Origin of the sequence: Allosphingosinicella sp. (genome assembly GCF_036403745.1) — a bacterium.
Classification (GTDB): Bacteria; Pseudomonadota; Alphaproteobacteria; order Sphingomonadales; family Sphingomonadaceae; genus Allosphingosinicella.
Genome location: NZ_DASWQI010000043.1, coordinates 69,103 through 95,107 on the forward strand (window position 1 = coordinate 69,103; position 26,005 = coordinate 95,107).

The window sequence follows — 26,005 nt, forward strand, 5'->3', positions numbered from 1 at the left end:
TGCGAGGCCGCTTGGCTGTCGCACGCACGGCATCCTGTTAGTCGTTATCCGTGCGGCGACAAGAGGTGTCGCAGCACGTCCCCCGGCGGGGCAAGGGTGCCGCCGAAGATCACGAGGAGAAGTCCGCCTACCAGGCCAAAATTCTTTAGGAACTGCCAGAAATGCTCCCTCGCGACGCTGTCGTCGCGTGGAGACCAGAAATCACGATACCGCCAGAACGGGTGGTAGAGGAAAGCGGTGACGACGCAGAAGCCGGCGAGCAGGGACGCGGCGAGCGGATCGTACCAACCTGCAACGATGAAGACCGGCGTCGCCGCCTCGACGATTATCGCCAGGACGAGCATCACCCTCCCTCCCGGCAGTCCCGCGCTGCCGGTCTGGGCGAGCGAATTTCGCCAGTGGATGACCTTATCGAGCGCGCTGAACGGAAACATTGCCACGAGGCAGATGCGTGCGCCGTACCAGACGAGTGTGGGCAACCATGTCATGACGCTGGATCGCTCACCTTTGCCTTGCGTTCAAGCTGTGCGAGAGGGCCCTTCGTCTCGCCTCCAACCCAAGGAACGCACGACTTTGGAAGATGTCACCTATGACGTGATCATCGTCGGCTCGGGTGCGGGCGGCGGCACCGTCGCGCTCCAGCTCGCCGCGACCGGTAAGCGCGTCCTCCTCCTTGAGCGGGGAGACTATCTGCCGCGCGAGCGGCAGAACTGGGACGCCGACGCGGTGTTCGTCCAGGGGCGCTATCAGGCGAAGGAGACCTGGTATGGGCGCGACAGCGAGGCATTCCATCCGGGCCTCCATTATTTCGTCGGCGGCAACACGAAGGTCTACGGAGGCGCGCTCTTCCGGCTGCGGAAGGAGGATTTCGGGGCTCTGGTTCTGAACGACGGCATCTCGCCCGCCTGGCCCGTAAGCTACGATGAGTTCGAGCCCTATTATACGCGCGCCGAGCACCTCTTCGAGGTGCACGGCCAGCACGGCGTCGATCCCACGGAGCCGTGGGCGAGCGCACCATACAAGCACCCGCCCGTTTCTCATGAGCCCCGGATCGCGCAACTGTGCGAGGCCCTCCAGCGGGAGGGGCTTCATCCCTTCCCGCAACCGCTTGCCATGCTGCTGGACGAGGAGGGTGGAAAGCCCAAGCCACACAGCGCCTGCATCCGCTGCGACGCCTATGACGGGTTTCCGTGTCTCACCAACGGCAAGGCGGACGCACAGATCATCTGCGTCGACCCGGCGCTGACGCACGCCAACGTCACGCTTCTCACCGGCGCCTATGTCGAGCGGCTCGAGACGGATCCCGGCGGCCGGGCTGTCACGGCCGTGCATGTGTTGGGAGAGAAGGGGCCCCATGTCTTCCGGGGCGACATCGTCGTCGTCGCCTGCGGCGCACTCTCCTCCGCGCTGCTGATGTTCCGGTCGGCCAGCGATGCGCATCCGGAAGGCCTGGCGAACGGTTCCGGACAGGTCGGCCGCAACTACATGCGCCACAACAATTCGGCCCTGATGGCGGTCTCGCTCGAGCGGAACGACACGGTCTTCCAGAAAACGATGGCCCTCAACGATTTCTATTTTGGCGCCGACGATTGGGAATATCCGCTCGGCGGCATCCAGACGCTGGGGAAAAGCCACGGTCCTTCCGTCGAGGCTGAAGCGCTGCCAAAAATCCTGCAATGGTTCCCGGACAGGCCGTTCGCAGAGCTCGCCCGGCACGCCATCGACTTCTGGCTCATGAGCGAGGATCTTCCCAAATCCGAGAACCGGATCACGCTTGCCAAGGACGGGCGCGTGACGCTCGACGTGCAGCCGACGGGCGGGGAGGCTCACCGCCGGCTCCGGCACAAGCTCCAGGGCCTGCTCGGCAAGCTCGACGCACACCCCCACCTCATCGAGCGCTCGCTCTACCTCGGAAAGGACATCCCGATCGGGGGGACCGCGCACCAGGCGGGGACGATGCGCTTCGGGACGGATCCGGCCAGCTCGGTTCTCGATCTCGACTGCCGGGCGCATGAGGTGGACAACCTCTACGTCGTCGATGCCGGATTCTTCCCGTCGATCGGAGCGGTCAATCCGACGCTGACGATCATCGCCAACGCGCTGCGGGTCAGCGAGCACCTGAAGGCGCGGCTCGGGGCTTAGCCGCCGCAGAGCCGGGCATAGACACCAGGACCAGAAGCAGACCGCCGAGCGACAGCAGCGCCCCGGCCACGGCCACGGAGGGGTAGCCGAGGCCAAAGCGGATAACGGCGCCGCCCAAGGCCGCGCCGATTGCATTCCCGAGGTTAAACGCGCCGATGTTGATGGAGGAAGCGAGGTTCGGCGCTTCGGCCGAGACCTGCATCACCCGTGCCTGAAGCGGAGGGACGAGCGCGAAGGTGGCGACGCCCCAGGCGAAGATGGTCGGCGCAGCGCTCGTCTCGCTCCGCATCGTGAACGCAAACAGGAGGAGGAGCAGCGTCAGGCTCGAGAGGACCACCAGCAACGTTCCCTTGAGGGCCCGGTCCGCGAAGCGCCCGCCGAGGTAATTTCCGGCGGTGAGGCCGATGCCGTAGAGAACCAGCATTGCCGTAATGAAGGTCTGGGAGGCGCCGGCCTCCTTCTGCAGGATCGGCGCGATGTAGGTGAACACGGTGAACATTGCGCCGGAGCCCAGCGCCGTCGTGGCGAGGGCCAGCAGCACCGCGGGTCGGCCTAGCACCTTCACTTCGCGGCGGACATCGATTGCGCCGGCGCCCTTGTCTTTCGGGAGTGCCAGCAGGAGGCTCAGCATTGCGACTATGCCTAGAGCGCCGATGCCACCGAAGGCCGCCCGCCAGCCGATCCTCTGGCCCACCCAGGTCGCCAGCGGAACGCCGCCTATATTGGCGATGGTGAGCCCCATGAACATCGCCGCCACGGCGCTGGCGCGCCGCTCCGGCGCCACGAGCTTGCCGGCAACGACTGAACCGACGCCGAAGAAGGCGCCGTGGCAGAAAGAGGTGACGAGCCGCGCGCCGAGAAGGCTCAGATATCCCGGCGCGAGCGCCGACAGGAGGTTGCCGATCGTGAATAGCCCCATCAGCGCCACGAGGAGGGCCTTGCGCGGCAGGCGCCCGGTGGGCAGCGTCAGGAGGGGTGCTCCGAGAAGGACGCCCAGCGCATAAGCGGTAACGAGGAGACCGGCGGTGGGGATAGAAACACCGAGATCGGTCGCTATGACGGGCAGCAGCCCCATCGGCGCGAACTCGGTCGTGCCGATACCGAAGGCCCCGGCGGCGAGCGCGAGCAACGGGAGGTTGAGCTTCAAGTGATGGACACCTTGTTGTGCGGCACTGCGACAACCCCGAGTGGCACCGAGCGTTGCGATGGTTAGCCAGAAAGGTCGCATACTGCGCATCGCGCGGATCGGACTGACGGTCCCGCACCTCGACGCCAGCTGTGCTTTCTATTGTGAGGCGCTGGGGTTCGAGGAAGTCAGGCGTGAGCGACGGTCCGGCTCAGCCTTCGCCGCGCTGGCCGGCCTCGCCGGAGCGCGAGCCGAAGCTTCGATCCTGCGGCTCGGTGCGCAGGAGATCGAGCTTGTCGCCTACGAGGTCACAGGAAGACCTTATCCAACGCCGCGCGGAGCGGCGGATCCCTGGTTCCAGCACTTTGCCATCGTCACGAGCGAAATGGACGCCGCCTACCAATCGCTGCAGTCGCGGACGGGGTGGACACCGATCTCCTCCAATGGGCCGCAGCAGCTCCCGCCGGACAAAGGATCCATCGTCGCCTTCAAGTTCCGCGACCCCGACGGGCACCCTCTCGAGCTGTCGTGGTTTCCGCCGGAAAAGGCCGGCGCCTGGGGCAAGGCCGATGCATCCCGCCTGTTCCTCGGGATCGACCACAGCGCCCTGGCAGTACGGGATATGGCGAAGAGCCAGGAATTCTATCGCAACGGCCTTGGCCTCTTGCCGGCAGGGAGCCAGCTGAATGCCGGGCCTACGCAGGCGGGGCTGGATGGCTTGCCGGGAGCGGAGGTCGAGATCTCCAGCCTCAATACGGAGGAGGACGGGCCGCATCTTGAGTTGCTCCACTACCGGGGAGGCCATGGCCAGCCGTTTGATCGGTTTGCCGCGAATGATGTCGCAGCCACACGGATCATCTCGGCCGCGCGCAACAGCGAGGCTCTAGCCGCAGCATCGACGACTCGCGGCGGCCGACGGGTCTCGGCTCCGGGGGCGCGGCCCGGACGGGAGCTGCTTTCCGACCCCGATGGCCACCTCATCGAGCTCTTCGACGAGCCCCAGGCGAACGCGGGGTAAACGGAAGGCGGCTGGGGCGTTGCGAGCGAGCAACCGTCCAACAGGGCCACGCAACGTGGGCGCTGATGTGAGGACCGGGGCGTGAAAATTGGACGTGCTGGCAGCAAAAAGGCTCCGGAACGTCACCCATGATGTCCCGGAGCCTTCCTGCGCGGCCGCAGAGAAATTCCCGTCACCGCGAAGGGCCGACCCGCAACCGACTTGCAAAGGGAGACAGCGGGGCAGCTTCGCACTGCCTCTGTGCTCGGAAGGCCCTAGGATCCAATGAAATTTGGGTCATGTCGGTAGCTCCATCAACCGTGCCTTCGGTCCCCCATGTCTCGAGGCTGGATTGAGCTGCAGCGTGGCTTCGCCACGCGTGTAACGAAAATCAGAGTTTCGCCAGGCGTCCGCCGTCCACCGCAAGCGTGGTGCCGGTGATGAATTTCGCGTCGTCGCTGGCGAGGAACGCGACGGCTGCCGCGATATCCTCCGGAGTGCCGACGTCGGCCTTGTCGATGGTTTCCGCGCCCGACTTGAGATTGGGGTTGTCCCAGAGCATCGGCGTATCGATCGCACCGGGGAGCACCGCGTTGGCGCGGATGTTTCGCGCTCGGCCTTCGATGGACGTCGTGCGTGTAAGCGATAGCAGCGCCGCCTTCGCCGCCGAATAGGGGGCGGCGTTGGCCGATGTCTCGAGAGCGTGAACGCTGGCGATGTTGACGATCGCGCCTCCTGAGGCGGCCATGTGCAGGAAGGCCTGCTTCGTGAAGAACGCCGCTCCAAGCAGATCGACGCGAAGCACCTTGTACCAATCCTCGCTGACCCACTCGGACAGCGGCTTGAAAGTCATGAGACCGGCATTGTTGACGATGATGTCGAGCCTGGAGAATTTCGTCAGGATTGTCTCGACGCAGGCCTCGACTTGGCCCTCGTCCCCGACGTCGCAGGCCAGCCCGATGGCGGGCCGACCGTGGGCAGCTCCGATTGCCTTCGCTTTCGCGTCCGCAGCCGCAGGATCGAGGTCGGCAATCACCACGGTGGCGCCTTCCCGGGCGAGCCGGTCGGCGATCGCCGCCCCGATGCCGCCGGCCGCTCCGGTGACGATCGCGACTTTTCCGGAGAAGCGTTCATCCATGCTCGTTCCCTTTCGATGGCCGCAGGCTGGCGGCATAGTCGTTCAGCTCGCGGGCACGAGCGAGTTGGTCCTTCGCATGTTGCCCTTCGGCCCTGACCGGCATCACCACCGGCACCGTGAGGCATACGCTCTGCGTCGGGAGGACGTGCCGCCACTCCGCAATCAGCTGCTTGTACGCCTCGCCGACCGGACGGATCTTGCGATCGAGGTCGAAGAGGCCAACCGCGTTGACATTGTTGTTGCGCTCTCGAAGGGCGGTGTCCCAGTCAGTCTGGTCGGTCAGCGAGAACCAGGTGAAACCAACGATGGGAACGCCGTCGTTCCGAACGCGAAGGACGTTCGACCACTCTTTCCAAAGCCACTCCACCGCCTCGGTGCCGCGCGGCCCCTGCGCGATGTTCGTTTCGGTGTGCATTACCGGCAGGTGGTAACGGTGGTGATATTGGCGGGTGATGCCGTCGTACCCGAACACTTCTCCCGCCGGGCCGGTCGATCCATCGGCGGCGACCCGATGCTCGTTAGTGACGTAATAGTCGTTCCCCATGATGCAGTGCTGCTTGAGATGGTTGTCAGGGAAGAAGTTGTATTCCTCCCTGGTCATCCCGTTATCCAGCAGGAACTCGTACATCGCCGAGTCGACCCGGCGGCCGTAGTTGAGGTCGAGCGATAGGAAGCGCATTGCGTTGAGATGCTCGGCCGCCTCGATGGCGGCCGGATTTTCGGCGTGAAAATACTCGCTCGATTCGCTCTGGACAAAGATTGCGTCCGGCCGCACCTCGAGGATGCAGCGCATCGCGAGCACGTTGGCCCGGACGATATGCTTGAGGGCCGTCACGAACGCTAAGTCGCTCGTCATCTGCTCGTTCCACCAGCCATAGCGAGCCGAGAACATGGCGCAAATATACATCTCGTTGACCGGCGTGTAGAGCTGGCACCAGGAATAGCGCTCGGCGAACGCGCGGGCATATTTGGCGAACTCTGCCGGAAAGTCGGGGTTCTGGAAGTTGCCGAGCCAATCGGGAAGGCCGAAATGACACAGGTCGACGATCGGCACGATGTTGCGGCGTTTCAACTCGGCGAAGGTGAGGTCCGCAAAGGTCCAGTCGTATCGCTCCGATCCGATGAACGTCTTATGGATCGGTGGTCCGTAGCGCAGGAACTGGATGCCGAGCTCGGAGACGAGGCTGAAATCCTCCTGCCAGCGCTCATAGTGGCCGCAGCTCTCCATCTCATCGATGCGGACGCGGCCCCCGGCGATCGTCGGAACGCTGTTCTCGATCCCGGTGCAGAACATGAAGTTGGCGATCGCAGAAATCCTTTCGGCTACGCCGGCTTCGAGAGCGACCCCTCCTCATATTAGGGTCGTACCGGGAAAGCTACGCGTGGCGCCAAGGTCCGAACGGGGGTGTACCGTTTATCAGATGAAAGGATCCGCGCGACCGGCCTACAGGAGCTGGAGGTCGACAGTTCTCGTTGAGGGTCGCCGGCGCCAGTAACCTGCGCTCCCGCGATGCGACCGCCGTTCGGGCCGGCGCCCAAGGCCCAGTAGATGCTGACGTGCCCGTGACCGGTCCCTCTGTCATCCTTCTCGCGGAAATTCGGCCCCAACTCGGAGAGAACGGCCACCTTTCTGGTCGGCATGCCTCTGATGTGCCTGCTGCGCCAGCGTCTTCCGGTCCGGATCGTCGAGTTGCGTTGGCGGCACGGCGGCCGGCATCTTCCTCAATGACGAGGGCGGCCAAGGGCCCTCGGCTGATCCGTAGCCTCGGACGGCGTGGCGGCGAAGGCCGAGCCGGTGACGAGAAAGACGGCGCAGGTCGGCCCTGCCAAGCGACGCCAGCGCACGAGCGACTCCCTGAATCGGTGACCGGCACCTAAAAGGCTTTTCTCTGGACGGAGGATGAGAAGCGGAGGCCGGTCGGCTCGCCATCAGTGGAACCACGTCCTAGTCGGCGCAGCGAATATGGCCTGGGATCCGACGAACCCTGGCAGCCGTTCCTCCAAGCGCCTTCGCCGGAACGGAAGGGGAGTCGCGAATGTCGGGCCTGTGGAAGACGATTGTGCTGTTTGCACTGACCACCGCTGTGCTCTGGTGGGCAAACGATGTGGATGTCCGCAATGAATATACGGCGATCGACGCACTGCTTTGGCTCTGCCTGCCGACGACCTTGTGTCTGCTCGTTCGCGCTGTAGTGGAGACTAAGCGCGGGAGCGGCAGAGGCGGCGACTCCCGCGCCGCCGGGGGGTAGGAGACGGGACCTTGGTGGCCGCTCCGTCGCGGCTGAGGCGGCACTGCAGGCGCTCCGTCCCGTGCCAGACATCGAGAGGCCCAGGAGGATTCTCGTTGAGATAAATAAAGGTTCATTGGCGACGTCGCCCAGGAGAGTGCACTCCTCCCCTCTGCGGAGCCTGCGTTTCGCGGGAGCTATCTTGCGGGGTGGAGATCAACAAAGGTCATGGGAACGGATGCTCCCGCAAAACCCGCTGCGACGGCAGCCGGCGGCCAAGTGCGCCCGGTGCGCGAGACGGTCCAAAATCGCGGTCGTGTCCTCCGAAACCCGTTGGCGACCGACATCTTCGCGGACGCGGTGACGCAACTCGAGCACATCAACGGAACGTTGCGAATCGAGTTTGCAATCCTAAAGCCTGGTGAGCCATCTTCGGCGCCACGCCAGCTCGTGCAGGCAGCAAGGGTCGTACTCCCGGAAATCGTAGCTCAGCGGCTGTGTCTCGCCCTCTACGACTATCTGAAAAAGGAGGGCCTGGACCCGACCAATCTCGTGTCGAGGGGTATCACTGCCCAGTAGCTGCCGCCTCAACTGCCCCAGAATGCGAACATGGCGACAGCCGCCGCTGCTATGATGGCTGTCGCGCACCAGCCAAGGCTCACCAGAAGCTTCTGGCCGGTGAAGCGGCCCATCGTCTGCTGCCGGGAGATGACGAGCATCATCGCGGCCATGATAGGCACGGCGACTACGCCGTTGATGACCGCGCTCCAGAAGAGGGCCTTGATCGGATCGATCGGCGACAGTCGATTGCGATGCCAATGGCCATCGAGACGGTGATCACAGAGTAGAAGCCCTTCGCCTCCCACGGCTGGCTCCACTGCCACTCGCGATAGCGATCAATCCTCGGCGAAAAGTCCTGGGGTTACCGTCCTGAACGCCGACCGAACGACCGGCCTGCGTGTCAAACCAGGAATGCCAGGGCTGCGAATGCTGCTCCCAGAACTGCTCCCACACCGGCGCCGGCGAGCAGCCAAGTGCGCCGGGTTAAGGCCGCGATCGATGCCAGGGCGATAGCGATCTGGATGAAGGTCATCGCCATCGCGAGCTTGTTGTGCGGCGAGAGAGCCCGCTCCGCCTCCTTGTTTGCATCTTCCGACCCGGCGTCGAGCTTCTCGGCCCGCCGCTGAAGGTCCGCCTTCTTCGCTGCGTATTTGCCGACCTGCCCCTGGAAGTCCTTCTTGCGCGCGGCCGGCACGAGTTCGGCTGCGAGCGCCGCCAGGTGCTGTTTGCCGCTCTCCGCTTGGTAGTAAGCCCAGGTATCGGATGCCTTCGCCTTCAGGAGAACGGCTTCGTTCTTGTGGTACAGCGCTTCGTTCTGAGTGTGGCCGGCGAGGAAGCTGATCACCGCGCCGAAGGTTGCAAGAACAGCGGAAAAGACGGCCACTTTCTGCGCCAGTGGCACGCCATGCTCAGAGGCGTGCTCGAGCGCGTGCTCGTGACGCCCCTTTACCTCGAACTCTTCCTCCACGGCTAACTCTCCGAAACATCCTTGCGCCGCCGCGGCTATGCCGTGAAGGTTCCGGCCGGGCGAGCGGAAAGGCCGGACATGAGCAAAGAATTGCGGGCGATCCACACGCATGCGCTGGACTTCTGGCTCGCGCGAACCTCGGTCGTCCTCATCATCGGGCTCCAGCTGCTTCTGGTGAACCGGCTGACTATCGGGCCGCGCTGGTTCGCGCCGGCCCTTGAGGCGGCGTTGCTGCTGCCCCTCTCGGTCGCGACTGCGTGGGCACAGGACAAGGTGGTGCGTGCCTCTACCGACGAGCATTGGCATGTTATCGCCTCGAGGCGGCGGATGATCCGCCGCCTCGCAGTGCTGCTTACCGCCATCATCTCTCTCATGAACTTCGTCTCGCTCGCAATGCTGGTCTCGGCGCTCCTCTCGGGACACGCGGCGAGCGCGGGCAAGCCCCTGCTTCTCGACGCGCTCGACATCTGGGCAATTAACGTCCTCGCCTTCGCCCTCTGGTTCTGGAACCTCGACAGCGGCGGACCGGCTGCACGCAGCGTCACGCGGCGCTCGGACCCCGACTTCCTGTTCCCGCAAACCGCGACGAAAGCTGAGGGCGAGGAGTGGTCTCCCGGCTTCGTCGACTACGTGTTCCTCGCCTACACGAACGCCACGGCATTTTCTCCAACCGACACGATGCCGATGACGCAACGCGCCAAGGCCTTGATGATGGTGGAGTCGGCGATCTCCCTGCTAACAATCGCGCTGGTGGCGGCAAGGGCCGTGAATATCCTCTCCTAATTCTCAGCATCGGTCTGACGCTTCTATTTCAGAAGGTCGGCCAGGCCATGAGAGCGCTAGCGGACGAGCCTCCCGGCTGGTCCCTGCCTCTTGGACGGCGCGGTAACTCGGCACCGAAGAATGGAATTGGGGATCTGCTTATTCCATTGGACTTCGGAGTCCGCGGAAGCATTGGTGCTCCTGTGAATCGCAGCCGCTGATCTGACGCGGCTGCCGCCCGGCCGGATATCCGGCGGGGCTGTGGGTGGTGGGAGGCGGCAATTCCGCGGCCTCTCGCAAGAGGACGCCCACCATGGCCAAGAAACCCAAACTTACCGACATGCAGCTCGTGCTGCTGAGCACCGCCAGCCAGCGCGAGGACGGCAATCTCTTCCCCGTCGCTGAGTCGCTGAAGGGCGGCGCAAGCCGCATCCGCAAGGGCATCGAAGGTCTGATCGAGCGCGGCTATGTCGCCGAGGGTGAGGTCGCAGCGCAGGTGCCGAGCTGGCGCGAGGAGGGCGACCGCCGCCTCGGCGCAGCGATCACCGCAGCGGGTCGCGGCGCCCTCGACGGTGGCGAAGGCCTAGAGGACGAGGCGACGAATGGGACGCCGACCTTTCCGTCCCTGCCTACTCGCGGCGATACTGCGCGCAAGGCGGGCGAAATCAGGCCCGGCACGAAGGTGGCGCTGCTGGTGGAGATGCTGGAACGGGACGAAGGCGCGTCGATACAACAGATTGTCGAAGCCACCGGGTGGCTCCCCCACACGACGCGGGCGGCGCTTACGGGTCTGAAGAAGCGCGGGTTCGAGTTCAGCCGCGAGAAGGTTGAGGGCGTCGGCCGCTACCACGCGGAGCGGCCGGCATGATGGCGATCACGCTAGAGGAGGAACTGGCTGCGCTGGCGACGATGTCGCCGGCGCAGCTGCGCGATAAGTGGCAGCGGGTTTATCGGGGAGCACCTCCGCCGTTCGCGCCGGACCTCCTTGCCCGCGGCATCGCCTACCGCCTGCAGGAGCGCGTCTACGGGAAGCTGCCCACCGCCACCCGCCGCGAGATTGAACGCCTCCAGCGCCAGTTCGAGAGAACGGGAGAGGTGCTGACAGAGGCATGCGCAACCACGAAGCCGGGAACGGTGCTTGTGCGCGAATGGAAGCAGGAGCAGCACCACGTGCTGATCCTCGACGAGGGCTACCGCTACCGGGACCGCCGCTACGGATCGCTGAGCGAGATCGCAAATGAGATCACCGGAGCCCGCTGGTCCGGTCCTCGGTTCTTCGGGCTTCGGCAGGGACAGAATGGCGCTCGCAAGGCCCCGGAGCTGGCGGATGGCTAGAGACGAAAAGCCGCGCCACTCCGGCGCCACCCGCTGTGCAATCTACACGCGCAAGTCTACTGAGGAGGGGCTCGATCAGGAGTTCAACAGCCTCGACGCGCAGCGCGAGGCCTGCGCCGCCTATGTGCTGAGCCAGAGGCACGAAGGCTGGACCCTGCTTCCCGATTATTATGACGATGGCGGCTTCTCGGGCGGCAATATGGATCGGCCGGGCCTCCAGCGGCTGCTGGCTGATGTGAAGTCCGGCAAGGTCAATGTGATCGTCGTCTATAAGGTCGATCGCCTGACGCGGGCGCTGTCCGATTTCTCGAAGATCGTGGACATCCTCGACGCCGCCGGCGCCAGCTTCGTCAGCATCACCCAGTCGTTCAATACCACCACCAGCATGGGCCGGCTTACCCTCAATGTGTTGCTGAGCTTCGCCCAGTTCGAACGAGAGGTGATCAGTGAACGGGTGCGGGACAAGGTCGCCGCCTCCCGCCGAAAGGGCATGTGGATGGGTGGGACGGTGCCGCTCGGATACGACGTTGTCGATCGAAAGCTCGTCGTCAACGAAGCGGAAGCCGAGACCGTCCGGCATATCTTCCGCCGCTATCTGGAACTTCGCTCCGTGCGGGAGCTGATGACCGCTCTGAACGCCGAGGGCGTTCGCACTAAGGTTCAGACGATGCGGGACGGCACCAAGAGGGGAGGGGGCCCATTCGTCCGCGGCCCTCTCTACTGCCTTCTGAAAAACCCGGTCTACGCTGGAAAGGTACGGCATCATAAGGCCGTCTATCCCGGCCAGCACGAGCAGCTGATGCCCGAGGCGAGGTGGGAGGAGGTGCAGGCGCTACTCGCCGAGAACGGCGCGAAGCGGCGCCTTGGCACCAATGCGGCGGAGCCCAGCCTTCTTGCTGGTCGTATCCGCGATGGTGATGGCAGGCCGATGGTCGCATCGCACTCGACGAAGGGGGCCAGGCGATATCGGTACTACATCTCGGCACCGGGAACCGGTGAAGCAAAGGGGCTGCGATTGCCCGCCGGTGAGGTGGAGACACTGATCCGGCAAGCCGTGGCCGAACTGCTCAACGACGCCGGCAAGCTGGGGCACGATCTCGAGACGGCGGGGGTCGACGCGGAAATCTTCCCGGCGACGGTGCGATGCGCGCGGTTGGAGAGCGCGTGCCGGTCATGGAGTTCTCTGAGCTTCGCAGTCTGCTCGAGGAAATCGATGTGGAGGTGGCGATCGAGGCTGATCGCCTCGTTGGCACTTACGTCCCCGCGAGGCTGATCGGCTCGGAATGTCCCACGGGGCAGCAGCAGCGGTATGCATTCACTGTGCCAGGGGTCCTGACCCAGCGCGGTCACGAGGCGCGGCTCGTGCTTGTCCCGGATCAGTCCACCCGGCGGAGGCCGAATTCGAAGCTGATCTCTCTCGTGGTACGCGGCTTTGCCGCCCGCCGCGCGCTGATTGAGGAGCCGCCGCCGTTGGATCGGACGGAAGCAAATGCCCGCAAGTCTTACCTCTCGAAGGCAGCCCGGATCACCTACCTCGCGCCCGATATCGTGCAGGCAGTTCTGGAGGGGACGCAGCCCGCGTCGCTCGGTGCTCGACAGATTATCAGGACGGGCGAACTGCCGATTTCCTGGGCGGAGCAGCGGCGCCTATTTGGTTTTCAAGCTGCGGTCAGCTAGGTCCGCCTTGCGCCAAGAGCAGACGCTCGAGCGTGTCGGCGAGCCTCCTGGGAGCGGACATTCCGCCTCCAGGGATCTGCGAACGTTGGGAGCATCCCGGAGCAGTCTGTTCGAAGCACTAAACACTTGTTTTCGTTTGCAGTTTGCGCCCGATAAGATACGCTTGCCGCATAGCGGGGGCGCGATGACACGAATTGAACAAATGAGCGCGGCGGTAGGTCCCCGCGGCCAAATGCCGCTCTGCGACGCCTGTGTCGCTGACCGGCTGGCGCTCAGCAGGGCGCAGGTATCCGCCGTTGGGCGAGTGGGGGCGCGCCATCACGGCTTTCAGCGGTTCGTGGGCCGCTGTTCCGGCTGCTGCACGAACAGGACGGTCACGACCCTGCCTTGAGGCTGGCCGGCTGATCAGGGGTTATTCGGCCGCTCGCCCTTGTGGATCTCAGTGCGCCTCGATCGGACGCGCGGTCTGCTTCGGGGGACGGCAGAGCGGCACCAAGATCAGCGCGGCGAGGAACAGCCAGGCCATCAGCCGGAAAACGTCGTTGAAGGCAAGGGTCAATGCCTCGCGCACCAGCACGTTACCCATCACTGCCCGGCTCATTGCAAGTGCATGGTCCGGATCGGGCGTCACCGCCTCGAATCGCCGCGCGAGACCGGCGATCGCTTCACGCGCCGCGAGCGGCGATGCGCCCATCGCCTCATCGAGCCGCAGCATATGCAGCCGCGTCAGATCGCCCAGCCAGGTGTTCACCAGCGCGATGCCGATCGCTCCGCCCAAATTGCGCATCAGGTTGAACAGCCCCGACGCATAACGCAGCTCCGGCCCGGCCCACCCGTTGAGTGCCAGTCCGACGCTCGGCACGATGCACAGCATGATCGCAAAGCTGCGCACCGCTTGCGGCCAGAACAACGCGGCGAAGCCCCATTCCGGCGTCATGAATGAAAACAGCCAGAGCCCGGCCGCAAACAGGCTCAGCCCCGCGGTGACCATGATCCGCGGATCGATCCGCTGAGACAATCCCGCCGCGATCGGCACCCCCAGGAACTGCACCACCCCGGCGATGAACACCGTTGTTCCGATCTCGGCCGCGTTATAGCCGCGCACGCGCCCCAGATAGAGCGGCACCAGATAGGTGCCGGCATAGATGCCGAACCCGATCACCAGGTTGAACACGCACGCAAAGGCGAAGGTCGGGCTTCGAAACGGAGTCAGTTTCACGATTGGCCTGCTTGAGCGGAACGATCGCTCGATAAACAACCCGAACGCTACCAGCGCCACCCATGCCGCGCCCGCAATCCAAAGATCGTCGAACCAGCCGTTCTTCGGTCCTTCCTCCAGCACATATTCGAGCCCCGCGAGGAAGATCGCCATCGACGCCAGGTGCACCCAGTCGATGCGCCCAAGCATCTTCAAATCGCCGCGATCGACGCGGATCACCGTAAGCGCCAGCACCGTGACCACCGCGCCCGGCACCACATTGACGAAGAACACCCACCGCCACCCCGCGCCTTCGGTGATCCAGCCACCCACCGTGGGGCCCAAAGTCGGCGCCAGCACCGATACCATGCCGAGAATCGCCGGGATCATCGCCCGCTGCTTGCCGGAGAACATCGCGAACCCCGTTGCGAACACCGTCGGGACCATCGCCCCGCCGACGAAGCCCTGAACGGCGCGGAACACGATCATCGATTCGATGCTCCACGCCATTCCGCACAAGGTGCTGGCAAGCGTGAACAGCCCCGCCGACAGCGCGAAAAGCCAGCGTGTCGAAAGGGCCTGCGCCAGAAACGCGGCAAACGGGATCATCACCAGCTCGGCCATCAGATACGATGTCTGCACCCACGATATCTCGTCGGGTCCGGCCGACAGCCCCGCCTGAACCTCGTTAAGCGAAGCGGCGACGATCTGGATGTCGATGAGCGCCATGAACTGGCCGAACGCCATCACGCCGAAGATCAGGAATTTGGTCCGGTCGGGCAGCGCCATCGGATCGATCGGCGCCGCTCTGTGTGGCCGCACATCATCCATCGTTGCGCCCGCCATCGCCGTCTTGCCTCTCATCGGTCTTTATATTACATGCATCATATGAAGGGAGCCGGCAAGGCCATGCGTTATTCAAGCGATCACAAGTCCGAGACGCGGCAGCGGGTGTTGCAGGAGGCCGCGAGCGAGATTCGCGCGAAGGGCCCGGCCAGTATCGCCGTCGCCGGGATCATGGCCCGAGCCGGGCTCACGCATGGCGGCTTTTATGCCCATTTCGCTTCAAAGGACGAACTGATCGCCGAGGCGATCTCGGCCATGTTTGACGATGCCCACGGCCGCTTCGATCGCAGCCTCGCCAAAACCGATCCGCGTGCGGGCCTTTTGGCCTATGTCGATTTCTATCTGTCAGCGCGGCACCGCGATGCGCGCGAGCGGGGCTGCCCGCTTGCGGCATTGTCGTCCGATCTCCCGCGCCTGGCCGAAGAGCCGCGCGCCCGCTTCGGACGGGGTGTAGCGACGCTGACCGGATGGATCGCCGAAGCGCTGATCGGCCTCGGCATCGCCGAACCCGACCGCGAAGCCGCATCGATGCTGGCCGAGCTGGTGGGGGCGCTTTCGCTCTCCCGCGCTGTCTCGGACGGTGTCGAGTCAGACTCGATTCTCGAGCGCAGCAAGGCGGCGATCAAGCTGCGCTACGGACTGATTGCATGATCAGCACCAATGGCCGCCGACCCGCCTCCGCACCCTTCACGCTGCGGGTGATCATGCCATGAATGCCGCGAATTCACCAGAAACGTTTACGCCGGCAGCCGGCTCCTCGCGGCGGCGCCTCACGATCAGCCGCAAGCCATTGATCGTGGCCGCCATTGCCCTGGCCGTGGCACTCGCCGGTATTCTCTACATGCTGTCGCCGCGCACCAGCGAGTCGACCGACAACGCCTATCTCCGTGCGGACAGCACTAACGTTGCGCCGCGCGTCGGTGGGGTCGTGACGGCAATACCGGTCCGCGACAATCAAGCGGTGCACGCCGGCGATCCGCTGATCCGTATCGACAGCCGCGAATATGATGCGCGGCTCGATGCGGCCAACGCAGCCGTCGCCGATGCGGCGGCGGGCGTGGCCGCGGCGCGTGCTGCTTTATCGGGGATCAGCGCCGACGAGCGCCTGGCCGCCGCGCAGATCGAGGCCGCGCAAACCGGCATCCAGGGCTCCGAAGCGGAATATGCCCGCGCCGCCGCCGATCGCACCCGCTTCGAAACGCTCGCCGCGCAGGGCTTCGCGACGCGCCGCGACACCGAACGCGTCCGCTCCGTCGCGATCGGCGCCGCGTCGGCACGAGACCGTTCACGGGCCGACCGGGACGTCAGCAGCGAGCAGGCGGCCGTCACCCACGCCCGGCGCCCCGTGCTGCTCGCGGCGCTCGACCGCGCACTAGCCGCCGAAGCCCGTGCGCATGCCGCGCTTGATCTTGCGCAACAGGATCGCGGACACACCCTCATCCGCGCCCCGATCGACGGTATCGTCGGCAACCGCCAGGCGCAGGTCGGCGACTATGTCCAGCCGGGCTCCCGTCTGCTGACACTCGTGCCGACCACCGGGCTCTACGTAGTTGCCAACTTCAAGGAGACCCAGACCCGCCGGATGCTGGTTGGCGCCGCGGCGACGATCTCGGTCGATGCGCTTGGCGGCAAGCCGCTACGGGGCCACGTCGAAAGCTTCGCTCCAGCCTCGGGCTCCGAGTTCGCGCTGCTGCCCTTCGAACCCGGCTCGGGCAATTTCACGAAAATCGTCCAGCGCGTGGCGGTTCGCATCCGGATCGACGCGGGCCAGTCCGAGCTTCGGACACTTCGCTCCGGCCTTTCCGTCGACGTGTCCATATCGCTCAGCAAGTAGGACCGGCAGAGCCAGTACGCCTCCAGCGGCTGCTGCTACGTCGACTGTCCGAAAAGCGGATCGTCCGCTCTCGGCCAGGAGCGGATGCTTCGAAGTTCGTGAAAACCGGTTTGGGGACACTTATTCGGCGCCGGAGAATCGGGCCGCGAAGGCGCCGTTCTCGTGCGGACAAATCGTCTCTCAGTCACAAGCCGCGTGGACGGCCCCTGCAAGCGACGGAAAGGTGGCCGGTATTCCGGCCCTGTCGGAGAGACCATGAATCTGGCTAAGTCATTGAAATGGCTGGCGCCCCAGATGATGATTCGAACTCGCGACCCCAACTCAAATTGGGCGAAAAATACGGTCGACAATTCAAAAGCTTGTGCTGGGTCCTATCTCGCGGAGCGCCGCTCGGAGGCGAGTTCGCACATGACTGGGCGGACCTCGGTCATTCGCGTGCGGGTCACTGCTACGGGGATGATAAGTCACGCCGTCCAGGCTCATATGGTGACCGGACCTTGAGCGAGTTCTCGCCATCGACCAAGACGACCAGTCCCGCGACCTCTGGTAAGCCAAATTCCCTTGGGGACACGCCCTCGGCGAGCGCCGAGCGCGCGTTCCGCGCCCGCGACACCAGCGGACTTGTCCCATTGAGAAAGCCCAAGGTATCGGCGACGCGCTCCTCCGGATCGATTTTGACACGTCGGCGCCGCAGGCCGAGCTGATCGCGAAGTGCTCTGAGAACCGCCGCCGGAGAGCCGCCGGACCCGCGCGTCGATTTACCTCGGCTGCAAAGAGGCAATGAAATGGGATAGAATCGGATCGGTGTTGGTCGAAGGTTTTGTCAGGGAGCTTCGCCTTTACAGCCTCCGCCGCCGCAATGCTGATCCCGAATGCGTGCACATGCTCAGGCGCGCCTTGGGGGAGCGAACCGCACGTGCGCGGCACCCGCGCTGGATCGCCGACATGGTTATAGAAAGCGTAGAGCGCAGGAATGTTGTGGGCTTCCGCCGTAGCGATTAGCTGATCGATCTGCTGCACGGGCGGCTGCCGCTTGCCGATCAGTCGGTCGATGTCAGGGTATTCGATCTCGCGATTGTCCAAACGCTTGGCCTGCACTAGCATCGTGGCTGACACGCTCTCATCCACATTCATGAAGGAGAGCAGCCAATCGGCGCCGCTCTCTCCTTCCAGCGGCTTGCTGAAAGGAATCACATCGATGCTGCCCGGATAGCTCAGCCGGATATTCCGGATCAAAATGTCGGTGATGGTCTCTTCCTGCCATGGCACCCCAGCCGCTTTGGCCATCGCTCGGTCCGTCCAGACCTGGCGCGCCTGCTCCAGAAGAAAGATCTGCTCTTGAGTAAGACCTTGCACACAATGCCCCATCGTCCGTGACAGAGGACGTTTTCTGAAACGCTCCCCCGAGCGCTCTTTGCCTTCCAAGCTTGCTGCAATCCAAGCATGGCAGGTGGCTGCGCCCGATAGTCAATCTCTGCTTTCGAGCCATTGCGGCCGGGAGTGGTGGCGTCTATCCCATCGACGTACATGATCGCTAGTGCAGAAACCGAGCCAACTTTGCTAGCGGACCGCCTAGATCCGGCTCCTTCCGGGCAGCTGTGAACAGACCAAGTGTTGCTGCTTTGCATTTTCTGCCCGCAGCCATCGTCCGGATCATGTACGATGTGAATTCAGTGATGGTGGCATGGGGCGCCATGGAATAATATCTTTCTGACCCATCGATAGGGTAAGGAGGGCACGTGGAGCAATCGTCACCCAGTGCGGCATTGTCATTCGGGCTCTCCAAGTCCCGAATTGCCGCCTACGAGCGGTGTCCCCGGCGACTTTGGCTGCTCGTCCATCGTCCTGATCGTGCCGAAGCCGATGGCGCAGCGGACGTGCGTCTTGCAGAGAGCCGTTATGCCGGGATTATCGCCCGCACACTGCTCGAGGGCAAGCTTGTGGTGACTGAAACCGGTCTGGCCACTGCCGAAGCTCAGACCCGCGAACTAATAGCTGCTAAGACGGCTGCGATCTTCGAGGCGACGATTAGCCACGATGGAGTTCTCATTCAGGCTGACATTCTTGAGCATCAGCCGGACGATTCGTGGCGACTGATCGAGGTGAAGAGCTCGACGTCGGCAAAAGATGAGCACATCGCTGACGTTGCCACACAGCTCTGGGTGCTCCGGCAGTCGGGCTTCGAAATCTCGGGGGCAATTGTGCGACACGTCAACAATGCCTTCGTCCTCGCTGAGGGCGGTGCTCACGAAGGTTTATTCGCAGACGTCGATGTGATGGCTCGGGCGGCGCCGATTTCGGACGCTCGCGGCCAGGTCATCAAGTTTGCGCGGGAAACGCTGGGTGGATCTGAGCCAACGACCGCGATGGGAAAGCATTGCGATCAGCCCGCGACCTGCGAGTTCCATTCGCATTGCACCGCACAAGCGCCTCCGGGGCCTGAATGGTCGGTGAGCGTTCTCCCTCGCGGCGGCGGGAATGCATGGCTGAAGAAAGGCATCTTGGATCTGCTCAAAGTACCCGGCGATGGATTGACCAACCCCGTCCATGTGATCGTCCATCGAGCGACAGTGACCGGTGAACCCCATCATGATGTCCAGGGGGCCTGCGGCGCCGTTGCTGCATGGGCGTACCCGCGTGCCTGGCTCGATTTCGAAACAATCGCGTTTGCAGTGCCGCGGTGGGTGGGTACTCGACCGTACGAACAGATCCCTTTCCAGTTTTCGTGTCATTTAGAGCAGGAGGATGGCTCCTTGGCGCATGTGGACTTCCTTAGCCTTGACGGGAGCGATCCACGACGTCCCTGCGCTGAAGCGCTGATACGGCTCGTGCCGGCGAGTGGCGCGGTCGTCGCCTACAACGCTCCGTTCGAGCGTAGCTGCATCATTCGGCTGGCGGAGGCCTTCCCGGATTTACGCGGCGCTCTCGAAGATTTGGCGTCCCGAGTCGTCGACCTGCTGCCGGTGACTCGAGATGCCTGGTATCACCGTGACCAGCGCGGAAGCTGGTCTATCAAAGCTGTTCTCCCGACTATCGCTGCGGATCTTTGCTATGATGATCTAGCTGTCGGCGACGGTAATGCTGCCCAGGCCGCTTATGTTGAAGCAATCTCGCCGGATACACTGCCCGAGCGGCGAGAAGGAATTGCAACTGCCTTACGTGAATACTGTGCTCGTGACACGCTGGCGATGATCGTGGTCTGCCGCCACCTGTGCGGGCAACCCCGTCCTTAAAGGGAAGGACACGCCTCCTTGATGGACAAGGCGCCTGCGGCCGCGCCTAGGCTCGCGTGATGGTGCAAGGCGGGTTTGGGGACATTAATTTGCCCACGGAGAATTCCGGTCCAAAACTGCCAGCCGCCTCCGGACGAATCGTCTCTCGGCCACGAATGGCCAGAAGCGGGTCCGCAAGCCTCGGGAATGAGGCGACAATTCTGCACTTCCTGCAGAGACTCAAATTCCTGCTAAGTCATTGAAATCTGTCCGGTCGCAAATTGGCTGCACCGCTGCGTAAGAGGGCAGCGGCATAAATGCATCGAGGAGCAGGCACAAGCTTGCTCCGATTGGCTAGCTGTTTTGCAGACCCTTGCTCTTGTCTGGTGTTGGTGGAAGCCAGACTGGCTGCTTTGGAGCGACGCAGCCTTGTCGTCGTCCCAGTCAAGGCGGTCTACAAAAGGGGACATCCGACCGCCGATATCGTGACGGCTGCATTGGCGAACGGGGGATAGTACAATCGGCGCGGGGCTGCCGGGTGCCTTCCTGCTCAAACCTGACGACGCGATTCTTGACGGCCGGCGCGTGTCGCCGGCGCAGCGGTAGTGGGATCAGACGGCGATGGTAGGCCTGTTGGTCTAAGCGTCGGCTCGGCTTCCTGAGGATTACGGGCAGCAGGGCGTTGACCGGGCAGCACCAGCATCGAAGCCACTTCGGCTCTAACCCAAAGCAGCGATCCCATCCCGCGCCCGCGCTCAGGCCGCACGGCTTGAAGAAGAGAATTCCGGAGCGCTGAACGTGGCGGCCACACTCGGTGTGCCGGGAGTGCGGTTGAGCCTGACCAGATCGGCGAAGCCGTCGAGCCGCTCGATTTCGTCGACGCCGTAGGCCGTGAAGCAGTCCACGCCATAGACGTAGTTGGCGAGCAGCGGATTAGTCAGTGCCTGGCTTAAGGCGTCGGACGCCACCATCCTGCGGAGTAGATCGGGTAGCACCTGGTCGCGGCCGCGCGCCTCCACCAGCAGACCAACGGGAAGCTCCACCCGCTCAATGGCAGGCACAGCTGGACTGTCCGGGGTCGCGGGCAGGTCCTCATACAGCGCCTTCAGCTCCGCGATCAGGACGTCGTCCCCTTTCGCGAGCTGATCTATGCTCTCGTATGACGGCAGCTGCCATCGCCTACGATACGCGTTGAACCCAGCCAGCCGGAATTGGCGCGCGAAAGCGATGGAGCGAACCTCCGGCTGCTGCAGGAAACCCGGGGTGTTCCCGAGTTGGAGTCGCCCGGCGGCCTGACTCGCGGCCGCGTCGATGACGGCCTCCACTCCGACCTCTTCCAGCAGCGCGTTGTTGAACCGGAACTCCCGGTCAGTGAGCGTCCTGCCGTCCAGCTTGAAGCTGTCGGGCACCATCGCGTGCCACCGGTACAACAGGTTGAACTCAAGCGAGATCCGGTTCGCGCGGTACCACCGGCAGCGGTCGGCGAAGCCCTGCTCTAGGCGGAGCTTGAACGGCGAGCCCGCCAAATGGTTGATATAGTCCTCGACGATGATCTTGAGGAGCTGGACGATATTGATGTTGCGCGCCGTCTCGAACAGCCAGTCGTCGCCGTCGTCCTGCGACGCGCGATCCTCGTATTCCGCGGCCAGCCCATCGGCGAGCCGGTTGTGGTTGCGCAGGAAGACGGTACTCACCGCAGAGTAGAGCAGCGTGGAGTTCGCCCTCTCGAGGCCAGCTGCGTAGTGCCGAATCCAGCGGTCGTCGGTCTGGGTCCAGTCGCCGATATCCTTCAAGATCTTCCGCAAGTTGGCGGCGCAGCCATGCGGCGGGTCTCGACGGTCGAAGCTGGTCGCCTGGATGGGATCGAAGGCGATATCCGCGAACTCCTTCTTCACCTCCAGGGTCTCGGGGTCGACCAGGCGCTGCGGGTAGATGGGATGGGACCCATCCGGCACGAGCGGCTCGCCGCGACGAGACTTCAGGTGCCCGGCATGCAGCGACCTCAGCATGCGCGTCGACTCCTGGCCGAGACCGTAGATCTGGCAGAGGTCTATGTCGTGGTTGGAGGTATTCTTTCGCGCGTCGTCCGGACTGGTGCGCAGGAAGCTGTCTGTGAACCACTGGGCGAAGAAGCAGAACAGCACCGTCGTCTTACCGCTCGGCGTGAAGGCCCGGCGCTCGAAGAGCCTGCTGACGCCGTCGATCGGCGGCAGCGCCTCAACGTGGGCCGCGGAGATCGGCGGCAGGTGCCGGCCGGTGAAGGACCGGTCGACGAGGCTCGGCCACGCGGTGAAGGTAGAATGGGTCGGCACCCTTCCGTCGGCGCGTGGGATGGCACGCTTTCCTGGGGTCCACAGCGAGAAAGGATGGGGCCGCGGCGGGGGAGCCGAGGTCACCCCGTTGATGATCAGGCGGTTGATCGCGCGCTGGATCAGCGGGATCCGTTCGATCACGCGGGCGATGACCGGCCACCGCTGAACGAGCGAGATCAGCGGATCGCTCAGGTAGCTCAGCAGCTTCCGGCGCGGCTCCGGGGGCACCCGGGCGTCGTTCGGATCCGGCGGAGCGCTCCAGCTCATCAACCCGTAGAACGGCACGAACACGGCGGCGTAAGCGACGTGCGGCAGCACGTGGTGATACCAGATGTCCTGCAGGAAGAAGATGAACACGATGCCGACCGAGAAGTCGAAGAACGCGAACATCCAGAACCCGACCTTCCGGCGGCGATACATTAGGAAGATGGAGATCACTCCGCCGAAGAAGATCAGCCCGAGCAGCGTCCGCCACGGGTTGTCTTTGAACAGGAAGAAGTCGATGATACCGCGATAAAGCATAATGGTGCCGATGATGAGGCAGATTGCGTTCAGGAGGCGGCTTTCCGCCTGCTCGCTCAACTCAAGCCTCATAGTGTTCCGCTCCCAGCACGCTCAGGGTGGATCGCTCACGCTTCACGGTCAGAGGCTTTCCAGGTAGGCGATTAACGCCCGCTTCTGGTCGGGCGGGAGGTCGGTCCCGTATGCGTGCCCGGCGTTGCCGTTACCGGTCAGCCGCGTGTCGAAAAGGAAGCCGCTGCTGCAGGCGTAGCCCACCCGCACGAAGTCGTAAGTCCGGCAGCCGCGGTAGAAGTGCGCCGGACGCTCGGCCGGGCGGACCAGGAGCGCCATCAGGTTCGGCACCGACCCGTTGTGGAGATACGGCGAGCGAGCCCAGACGCCGTCCAGCGGCATGTTGGCGTAGCCGTGGGTCGAACGGTAATGGCTGAAGCGCCAGGTGTAAGCCTTGCCGACGTCGCGGAACCGGCGGACCATGTTGTCGTCGAACAGGGCGGCGCGCTGGGGATCAGTGCCGACGAGCTCGATGTCGGTCACCTGACCCGTGCGGCCGACGCCGGGCTGGTGGCACGCGGCGCATCCGCTCCGCGCGAACACCTCCCGACCAGCGGAGACCGCCTCCGCGTCGAGCGCCCTCGGGAAACGCGGCGGCTTCAGGTCGAGAAGCCACGCGGATACCTTGCCGATCTTGCGACGGTCGAGCAGCCATTCCGTGGCGCCTCCAGCCAGCGCGGCCGAGTAGTTGCGTTCGTCCAGCGAGTTGTTGTCGCCGTCCCAGTGGAACCACCCTTGGAGACGGGCGCGCTGGTTCCAAACGGAGGGGAAGTCGACAGTTCCGACCCTAGCGTCGCCACCCGGACGCAGGCCCCACCGCTCCCGCCACGCGTTGCCGGCGTCCGTCCGTCCTGGGCCATGCGTCGCCTTGACGTCCATCCATGCGAGGCTCGCCGCCAGACCCGGCGACGCCTCTCTGAGCCGTGGCATGATCACCAGCCGCAGCGCCTGCCGCTCGACCCAGCCAAGCGGTCGCCCATTCCTGGCGGCGCTGTTGATCACTGTGTCCGCCGTGAGTCTCGGATCCCGGCTCGCGCGTGCTAGGAAGCGGAGATACGCCTGGATGTCGAGCTGGGCCGCCGGCGCGCCGAGCACCAGTCTCTCCTTGCCGTCCACTTCGATCGCCGCGGCGTGGCAGGTCGCGCAGTTGAAGCCGACGCGGTCGACCGCGGTCCTCCGCACGCTGATGCCGATCGGAAGATCGTGCCCCTGCTCGTAGAGGAAGCCGAAGTGGCGCCAGCCGCCGGGCATTTCGGCGCGGAAGATCGTCGGCAGTTCGCGCCACACCACGTAGGGATAGCCGTTGGTTTCGGCACCGATGGAGCCGTACTTGAAGTCCTCGGCGGGCCCCGCGAAGGTGCGTGGCGGAAACGGTTTGATCGTCAGGCGCTGAAATTCGAGCCACACACACGTCGCGAGGATGGCCAGCGTGATGCCGAGCACCGGCAACGGCATCCCGCGCGATCGCCTCGCGAGCGGTGCCGTCGGATCGCGCGCCGCGCCGTCGGTCCGCTCGGGCGTCACCATGGCTGCCAGCTCCTCAGTTCGTCCAGCATGTCGGAGATGCCGAAGGAGCCGCACCACCTGATCGTCTTCTGCCACCAGGGCGTGATCAGCCAATTGTACTCGTTGGCGGCGATGAACACGAACAGGAGGGCGAGCAGGGTGAGCCCCGTCCATCCGACCCCCCGGCGCGGGGCCGGCAAGGGCGCCGCCTGCTCCGTCACGCCGTGCGCGCTCCCGGCGACCCTGGCAGGGGCAATGAGAAGGTATCCGGCGCGCCAGCGCTGTCTAGGGGCGTCACGCCGTTAGCGGCGTGCCTTGCCTCCCCCAGGGTGCGGTACACCGGCAGGCGCGCGCGATTGATGTAGCCGAGCGGCTTGTGCTCCGGTAGGCAGTGCCAGGGCGAGAACTGGAGGTTTTCGGCGAGCGGCGCCGTCGGGTCCACCCGCTGTCGTGACAGCGTCAGCTCCGCGACCGGCACCCGCTCCGCCCCGGATCTCGACCAGCTCACGCTGGGATCGTCGACGGGTTGGCGCTTATCGTCGGTCTGGATGTCGATCAAGAAGTCGAACGTGACTTCACCCCGCGCCAACCGTGAGCGCAAAGCCTCCGCCAAGCCGTCGATGCCGCTGAGCGCCGGCGCCTCACCAACTTCGCGCGGTAGGACGGCATACTTCACTACGGCCGCGCCGAGCCTGAAGGGCACGGTGCTGTAATAGGCTTGCTCGAGCGGAGACCTCGGCTGGCTTGATACGAAGCGGCGCAGCCTGAGCAACAGCCAAGGCCTGACGACGAGTCCCGCCCATGCGCATATCCGGGACCACCCGGTCCCCAGAATCGCGTGGTTCACACGGGCATAGTCTTTCGGTTCGCCGGTAAAGAAGGTCTCGCTATCCACCAGGACGAAGTCTTGGACCCGCGGGACCTGATGACCTCCAATCTCGCCTCGACCTGTCACGCCTAGAAGCTTGATCGCCATGCCGTGGGCGTCGGCGACCCGATCGTCGAATGCGCGGCCGTTGGAGAACCGCACCAGCGCGTCGAAGCTGCGGGGCTCGGCGAACACGCCGGTCCGAAGCTGAGGTGGAAGACCGTCGCGAACCCGGAAGACTGCCGATACACATCCATGATGCTTGGGATGCTGGCAACGGCGAACAGGCAAGGGCTGACGGGGAAGAGACGCGAGGTTGATCTCGACAAGTTCGGCGATCTGCCTTTCGTCGCCGTCCAACATCACACCTCCCCTGGCGACTCGACTGCGATCGGATTATGCACTTACATGGCAGATTTGAAAACCTCGAACCATCTTTCTCAAGTCCCGTCATCCACGTCTTTGAGAGCGGGCGCTGATATAGCTGCAACGACCGTGAACGAACGTCCGTTTCCAGGAAGCACTTAGACCGGCCCAAGCGTCGGCGTTGAGTCTCAGCCGGCTCGGCTGCCCGCTGAAGGAACGTCCGCATCGCGATCAACTTCCCAGAAGCGCCCAGTCTGCAGCCGGCCAGCTCCGGTCTCCGCAGGCTGGGATTCATTGTTGCTCACCGTTGCAGAGTGCGCCCGGTCAGTAAGGTTAGTCCTCACACCGATTGATTTC

At 64.3% G+C, this 26,005-nt stretch carries 23 protein-coding genes; 11 read left to right on the forward strand and 12 right to left on the reverse strand.

Annotated elements, in window-relative coordinates:
* Positions 1-44 precede the first annotated feature (44 nt).
* Complete coding sequence (locus tag VGC56_RS07030) at positions 45-488, reverse strand: DoxX family protein (protein WP_464124173.1); 444 nt, start codon at positions 486-488, stop codon at positions 45-47.
* An 85-nt stretch (positions 489-573) separates the two neighbouring features.
* Between VGC56_RS07030 and VGC56_RS07035 the strand changes: the two genes are divergently transcribed.
* A complete protein-coding gene (locus VGC56_RS07035; RefSeq protein WP_464124174.1) occupies positions 574-2,142 on the forward strand; it encodes an FAD-dependent oxidoreductase in 1,569 nt (522 codons plus the stop codon).
* On the opposite strand, the gene VGC56_RS07040 is transcribed toward VGC56_RS07035, so the two are convergent.
* Positions 2,108-3,289, reverse strand: coding sequence for an MFS transporter (locus VGC56_RS07040; protein ID WP_464124175.1), 1,182 nt, complete (start codon positions 3,287-3,289; stop codon positions 2,108-2,110). The genes VGC56_RS07035 and VGC56_RS07040 overlap by 35 nt on opposite strands.
* Positions 3,290-3,329: 40 nt before the next feature.
* Between VGC56_RS07040 and VGC56_RS07045 the strand changes: the two genes are divergently transcribed.
* Entirely contained in the window at positions 3,330-4,286 is a 957-nt protein-coding gene (locus VGC56_RS07045) for a VOC family protein (protein ID WP_464124176.1), read from the forward strand.
* A 370-nt stretch (positions 4,287-4,656) separates the two neighbouring features.
* Here VGC56_RS07045 and VGC56_RS07050 read toward each other — a convergent pair whose 3' ends face one another.
* Both VGC56_RS07050 and VGC56_RS07055 read right to left on the reverse strand, forming a co-directional pair.
* Entirely contained in the window at positions 4,657-5,403 is a 747-nt protein-coding gene (locus VGC56_RS07050) for an SDR family NAD(P)-dependent oxidoreductase (RefSeq protein WP_464124177.1), read from the reverse strand.
* Positions 5,396-6,697 (reverse strand): family 1 glycosylhydrolase, encoded by a 1,302-nt coding sequence (locus tag VGC56_RS07055; protein WP_464124178.1) that lies wholly within the window; start codon positions 6,695-6,697, stop codon positions 5,396-5,398. Before VGC56_RS07055 ends, VGC56_RS07050 begins: the two co-directional genes overlap by 8 nt.
* Before the next feature lie 1,267 nt (positions 6,698-7,964).
* On the opposite strand from VGC56_RS07055, the gene VGC56_RS07060 reads away from it, so the two are divergent.
* Positions 7,965-8,210, forward strand: a complete 246-nt coding sequence (locus VGC56_RS07060; protein WP_464124179.1) for a hypothetical protein — start codon at positions 7,965-7,967, stop codon at positions 8,208-8,210.
* A gap of 8 nt (positions 8,211-8,218) precedes the next feature.
* On the opposite strand, the gene VGC56_RS07065 is transcribed toward VGC56_RS07060, so the two are convergent.
* Positions 8,219-8,509: a hypothetical protein gene (locus tag VGC56_RS07065; RefSeq protein ID WP_464124180.1), complete on the reverse strand. Its 291-nt coding sequence runs from the start codon at positions 8,507-8,509 to the stop codon at positions 8,219-8,221.
* Positions 8,510-8,592: 83 nt separating this feature from the next.
* Positions 8,593-9,159, reverse strand: coding sequence for a DUF4337 family protein (locus tag VGC56_RS07070; RefSeq protein WP_464124181.1), 567 nt, complete (start codon positions 9,157-9,159; stop codon positions 8,593-8,595).
* Positions 9,160-9,180: 21 nt separating this feature from the next.
* Here VGC56_RS07070 and VGC56_RS07075 point away from each other — a divergent pair, with 21 nt between their 5' ends.
* From VGC56_RS07075 to VGC56_RS07095, 5 genes are all read left to right on the forward strand, one after another.
* The gene (locus VGC56_RS07075; protein WP_464124182.1) at positions 9,181-9,942 is read left to right on the forward strand and encodes a hypothetical protein; all 762 of its coding nucleotides are present in this window, start codon (positions 9,181-9,183) and stop codon (positions 9,940-9,942) included.
* Positions 9,943-10,234: 292 nt separating this feature from the next.
* Entirely contained in the window at positions 10,235-10,789 is a 555-nt protein-coding gene (locus VGC56_RS07080) for a DUF3489 domain-containing protein (RefSeq protein WP_464124183.1), read from the forward strand.
* Positions 10,786-11,256 (forward strand): DUF2924 domain-containing protein, encoded by a 471-nt coding sequence (locus VGC56_RS07085; RefSeq protein ID WP_464124184.1) that lies wholly within the window; start codon positions 10,786-10,788, stop codon positions 11,254-11,256. The genes VGC56_RS07080 and VGC56_RS07085 overlap by 4 nt, the downstream gene beginning before the upstream one ends.
* Complete coding sequence (locus tag VGC56_RS07090; protein ID WP_464124185.1) at positions 11,249-12,529, forward strand: recombinase family protein; 1,281 nt, start codon at positions 11,249-11,251, stop codon at positions 12,527-12,529. The genes VGC56_RS07085 and VGC56_RS07090 overlap by 8 nt, the downstream gene beginning before the upstream one ends.
* Positions 12,472-12,933 (forward strand): hypothetical protein, encoded by a 462-nt coding sequence (locus tag VGC56_RS07095; RefSeq protein WP_464124186.1) that lies wholly within the window; start codon positions 12,472-12,474, stop codon positions 12,931-12,933. Before VGC56_RS07090 ends, VGC56_RS07095 begins: the two co-directional genes overlap by 58 nt.
* Before the next feature lie 439 nt (positions 12,934-13,372).
* On the opposite strand, the gene VGC56_RS07100 is transcribed toward VGC56_RS07095, so the two are convergent.
* A complete protein-coding gene (locus tag VGC56_RS07100) occupies positions 13,373-14,995 on the reverse strand; it encodes a DHA2 family efflux MFS transporter permease subunit (RefSeq protein ID WP_464124187.1) in 1,623 nt (540 codons plus the stop codon).
* A gap of 24 nt (positions 14,996-15,019) precedes the next feature.
* Between VGC56_RS07100 and VGC56_RS07105 the strand changes: the two genes are divergently transcribed.
* Positions 15,020-15,628, forward strand: a complete 609-nt coding sequence (locus VGC56_RS07105) for a TetR/AcrR family transcriptional regulator (RefSeq protein WP_464124188.1) — start codon at positions 15,020-15,022, stop codon at positions 15,626-15,628.
* Positions 15,629-15,686: 58 nt separating this feature from the next.
* Positions 15,687-16,811, forward strand: coding sequence for an HlyD family secretion protein (locus tag VGC56_RS07110; RefSeq protein WP_464124189.1), 1,125 nt, complete (start codon positions 15,687-15,689; stop codon positions 16,809-16,811).
* A 351-nt stretch (positions 16,812-17,162) separates the two neighbouring features.
* Here VGC56_RS07110 and VGC56_RS07115 read toward each other — a convergent pair whose 3' ends face one another.
* Positions 17,163-18,236 carry a DUF6615 family protein gene (locus tag VGC56_RS07115; protein WP_464124190.1) on the reverse strand — a complete coding sequence of 358 codons (1,074 nt, stop codon included), beginning with the start codon at positions 18,234-18,236 and terminating at the stop codon, positions 17,163-17,165.
* A 314-nt stretch (positions 18,237-18,550) separates the two neighbouring features.
* Here VGC56_RS07115 and VGC56_RS07120 point away from each other — a divergent pair, with 314 nt between their 5' ends.
* Complete coding sequence (locus tag VGC56_RS07120) at positions 18,551-20,044, forward strand: DUF2779 domain-containing protein (protein WP_464124191.1); 1,494 nt, start codon at positions 18,551-18,553, stop codon at positions 20,042-20,044.
* 734 nt (positions 20,045-20,778) lie between these two features.
* Here VGC56_RS07120 and VGC56_RS07125 read toward each other — a convergent pair.
* Genes VGC56_RS07125 through VGC56_RS07140 form a run of 4 tightly spaced genes read right to left on the reverse strand, consistent with a single transcriptional unit; the run spans position 20,779 to position 25,645 of the window.
* On the reverse strand, positions 20,779-22,917 hold the full coding sequence (locus tag VGC56_RS07125) for a peroxidase family protein (protein WP_464124192.1): 2,139 nt from the start codon (positions 22,915-22,917) through the stop codon (positions 20,779-20,781).
* 60 nt (positions 22,918-22,977) lie between these two features.
* Complete coding sequence (locus tag VGC56_RS07130; protein ID WP_464124193.1) at positions 22,978-24,435, reverse strand: c-type cytochrome; 1,458 nt, start codon at positions 24,433-24,435, stop codon at positions 22,978-22,980.
* Positions 24,429-24,635 (reverse strand): hypothetical protein, encoded by a 207-nt coding sequence (locus tag VGC56_RS07135; protein ID WP_464124194.1) that lies wholly within the window; start codon positions 24,633-24,635, stop codon positions 24,429-24,431. Before VGC56_RS07135 ends, VGC56_RS07130 begins: the two co-directional genes overlap by 7 nt.
* Entirely contained in the window at positions 24,632-25,645 is a 1,014-nt protein-coding gene (locus VGC56_RS07140) for a catalase family protein (protein WP_464124195.1), read from the reverse strand. The genes VGC56_RS07135 and VGC56_RS07140 overlap by 4 nt, the downstream gene beginning before the upstream one ends.
* Between the last annotated feature and the right edge of the window lie 360 nt (positions 25,646-26,005).

Excerpts from the sequence above, each read along its gene's own strand:
- VGC56_RS07030 (WP_464124173.1), bottom strand. The coding sequence starts at position 488 with ATGACATGGTTGCCCACACTCGTCTGGTACGGCGCACGCATCTGCCTC.
- VGC56_RS07050 (WP_464124177.1), bottom strand. The coding sequence starts at position 5,403 with ATGGATGAACGCTTCTCCGGAAAAGTCGCGATCGTCACCGGAGCGGCC.
- VGC56_RS07055 (WP_464124178.1), bottom strand. The coding sequence starts at position 6,697 with ATGTTCTGCACCGGGATCGAGAACAGCGTTCCGACGATCGCCGGGGGC.
- VGC56_RS07080 (WP_464124183.1), top strand. The coding sequence starts at position 10,235 with ATGGCCAAGAAACCCAAACTTACCGACATGCAGCTCGTGCTGCTGAGC.
- VGC56_RS07085 (WP_464124184.1), top strand. The coding sequence starts at position 10,786 with ATGATGGCGATCACGCTAGAGGAGGAACTGGCTGCGCTGGCGACGATG.
- VGC56_RS07090 (WP_464124185.1), top strand. The coding sequence starts at position 11,249 with ATGGCTAGAGACGAAAAGCCGCGCCACTCCGGCGCCACCCGCTGTGCA.
- VGC56_RS07100 (WP_464124187.1), bottom strand. The coding sequence starts at position 14,995 with ATGAGAGGCAAGACGGCGATGGCGGGCGCAACGATGGATGATGTGCGG.
- VGC56_RS07105 (WP_464124188.1), top strand. The coding sequence starts at position 15,020 with ATGAAGGGAGCCGGCAAGGCCATGCGTTATTCAAGCGATCACAAGTCC.
- VGC56_RS07110 (WP_464124189.1), top strand. The coding sequence starts at position 15,687 with ATGAATGCCGCGAATTCACCAGAAACGTTTACGCCGGCAGCCGGCTCC.
- VGC56_RS07130 (WP_464124193.1), bottom strand. The coding sequence starts at position 24,435 with ATGGTGACGCCCGAGCGGACCGACGGCGCGGCGCGCGATCCGACGGCA.
- VGC56_RS07140 (WP_464124195.1), bottom strand. The coding sequence starts at position 25,645 with ATGTTGGACGGCGACGAAAGGCAGATCGCCGAACTTGTCGAGATCAAC.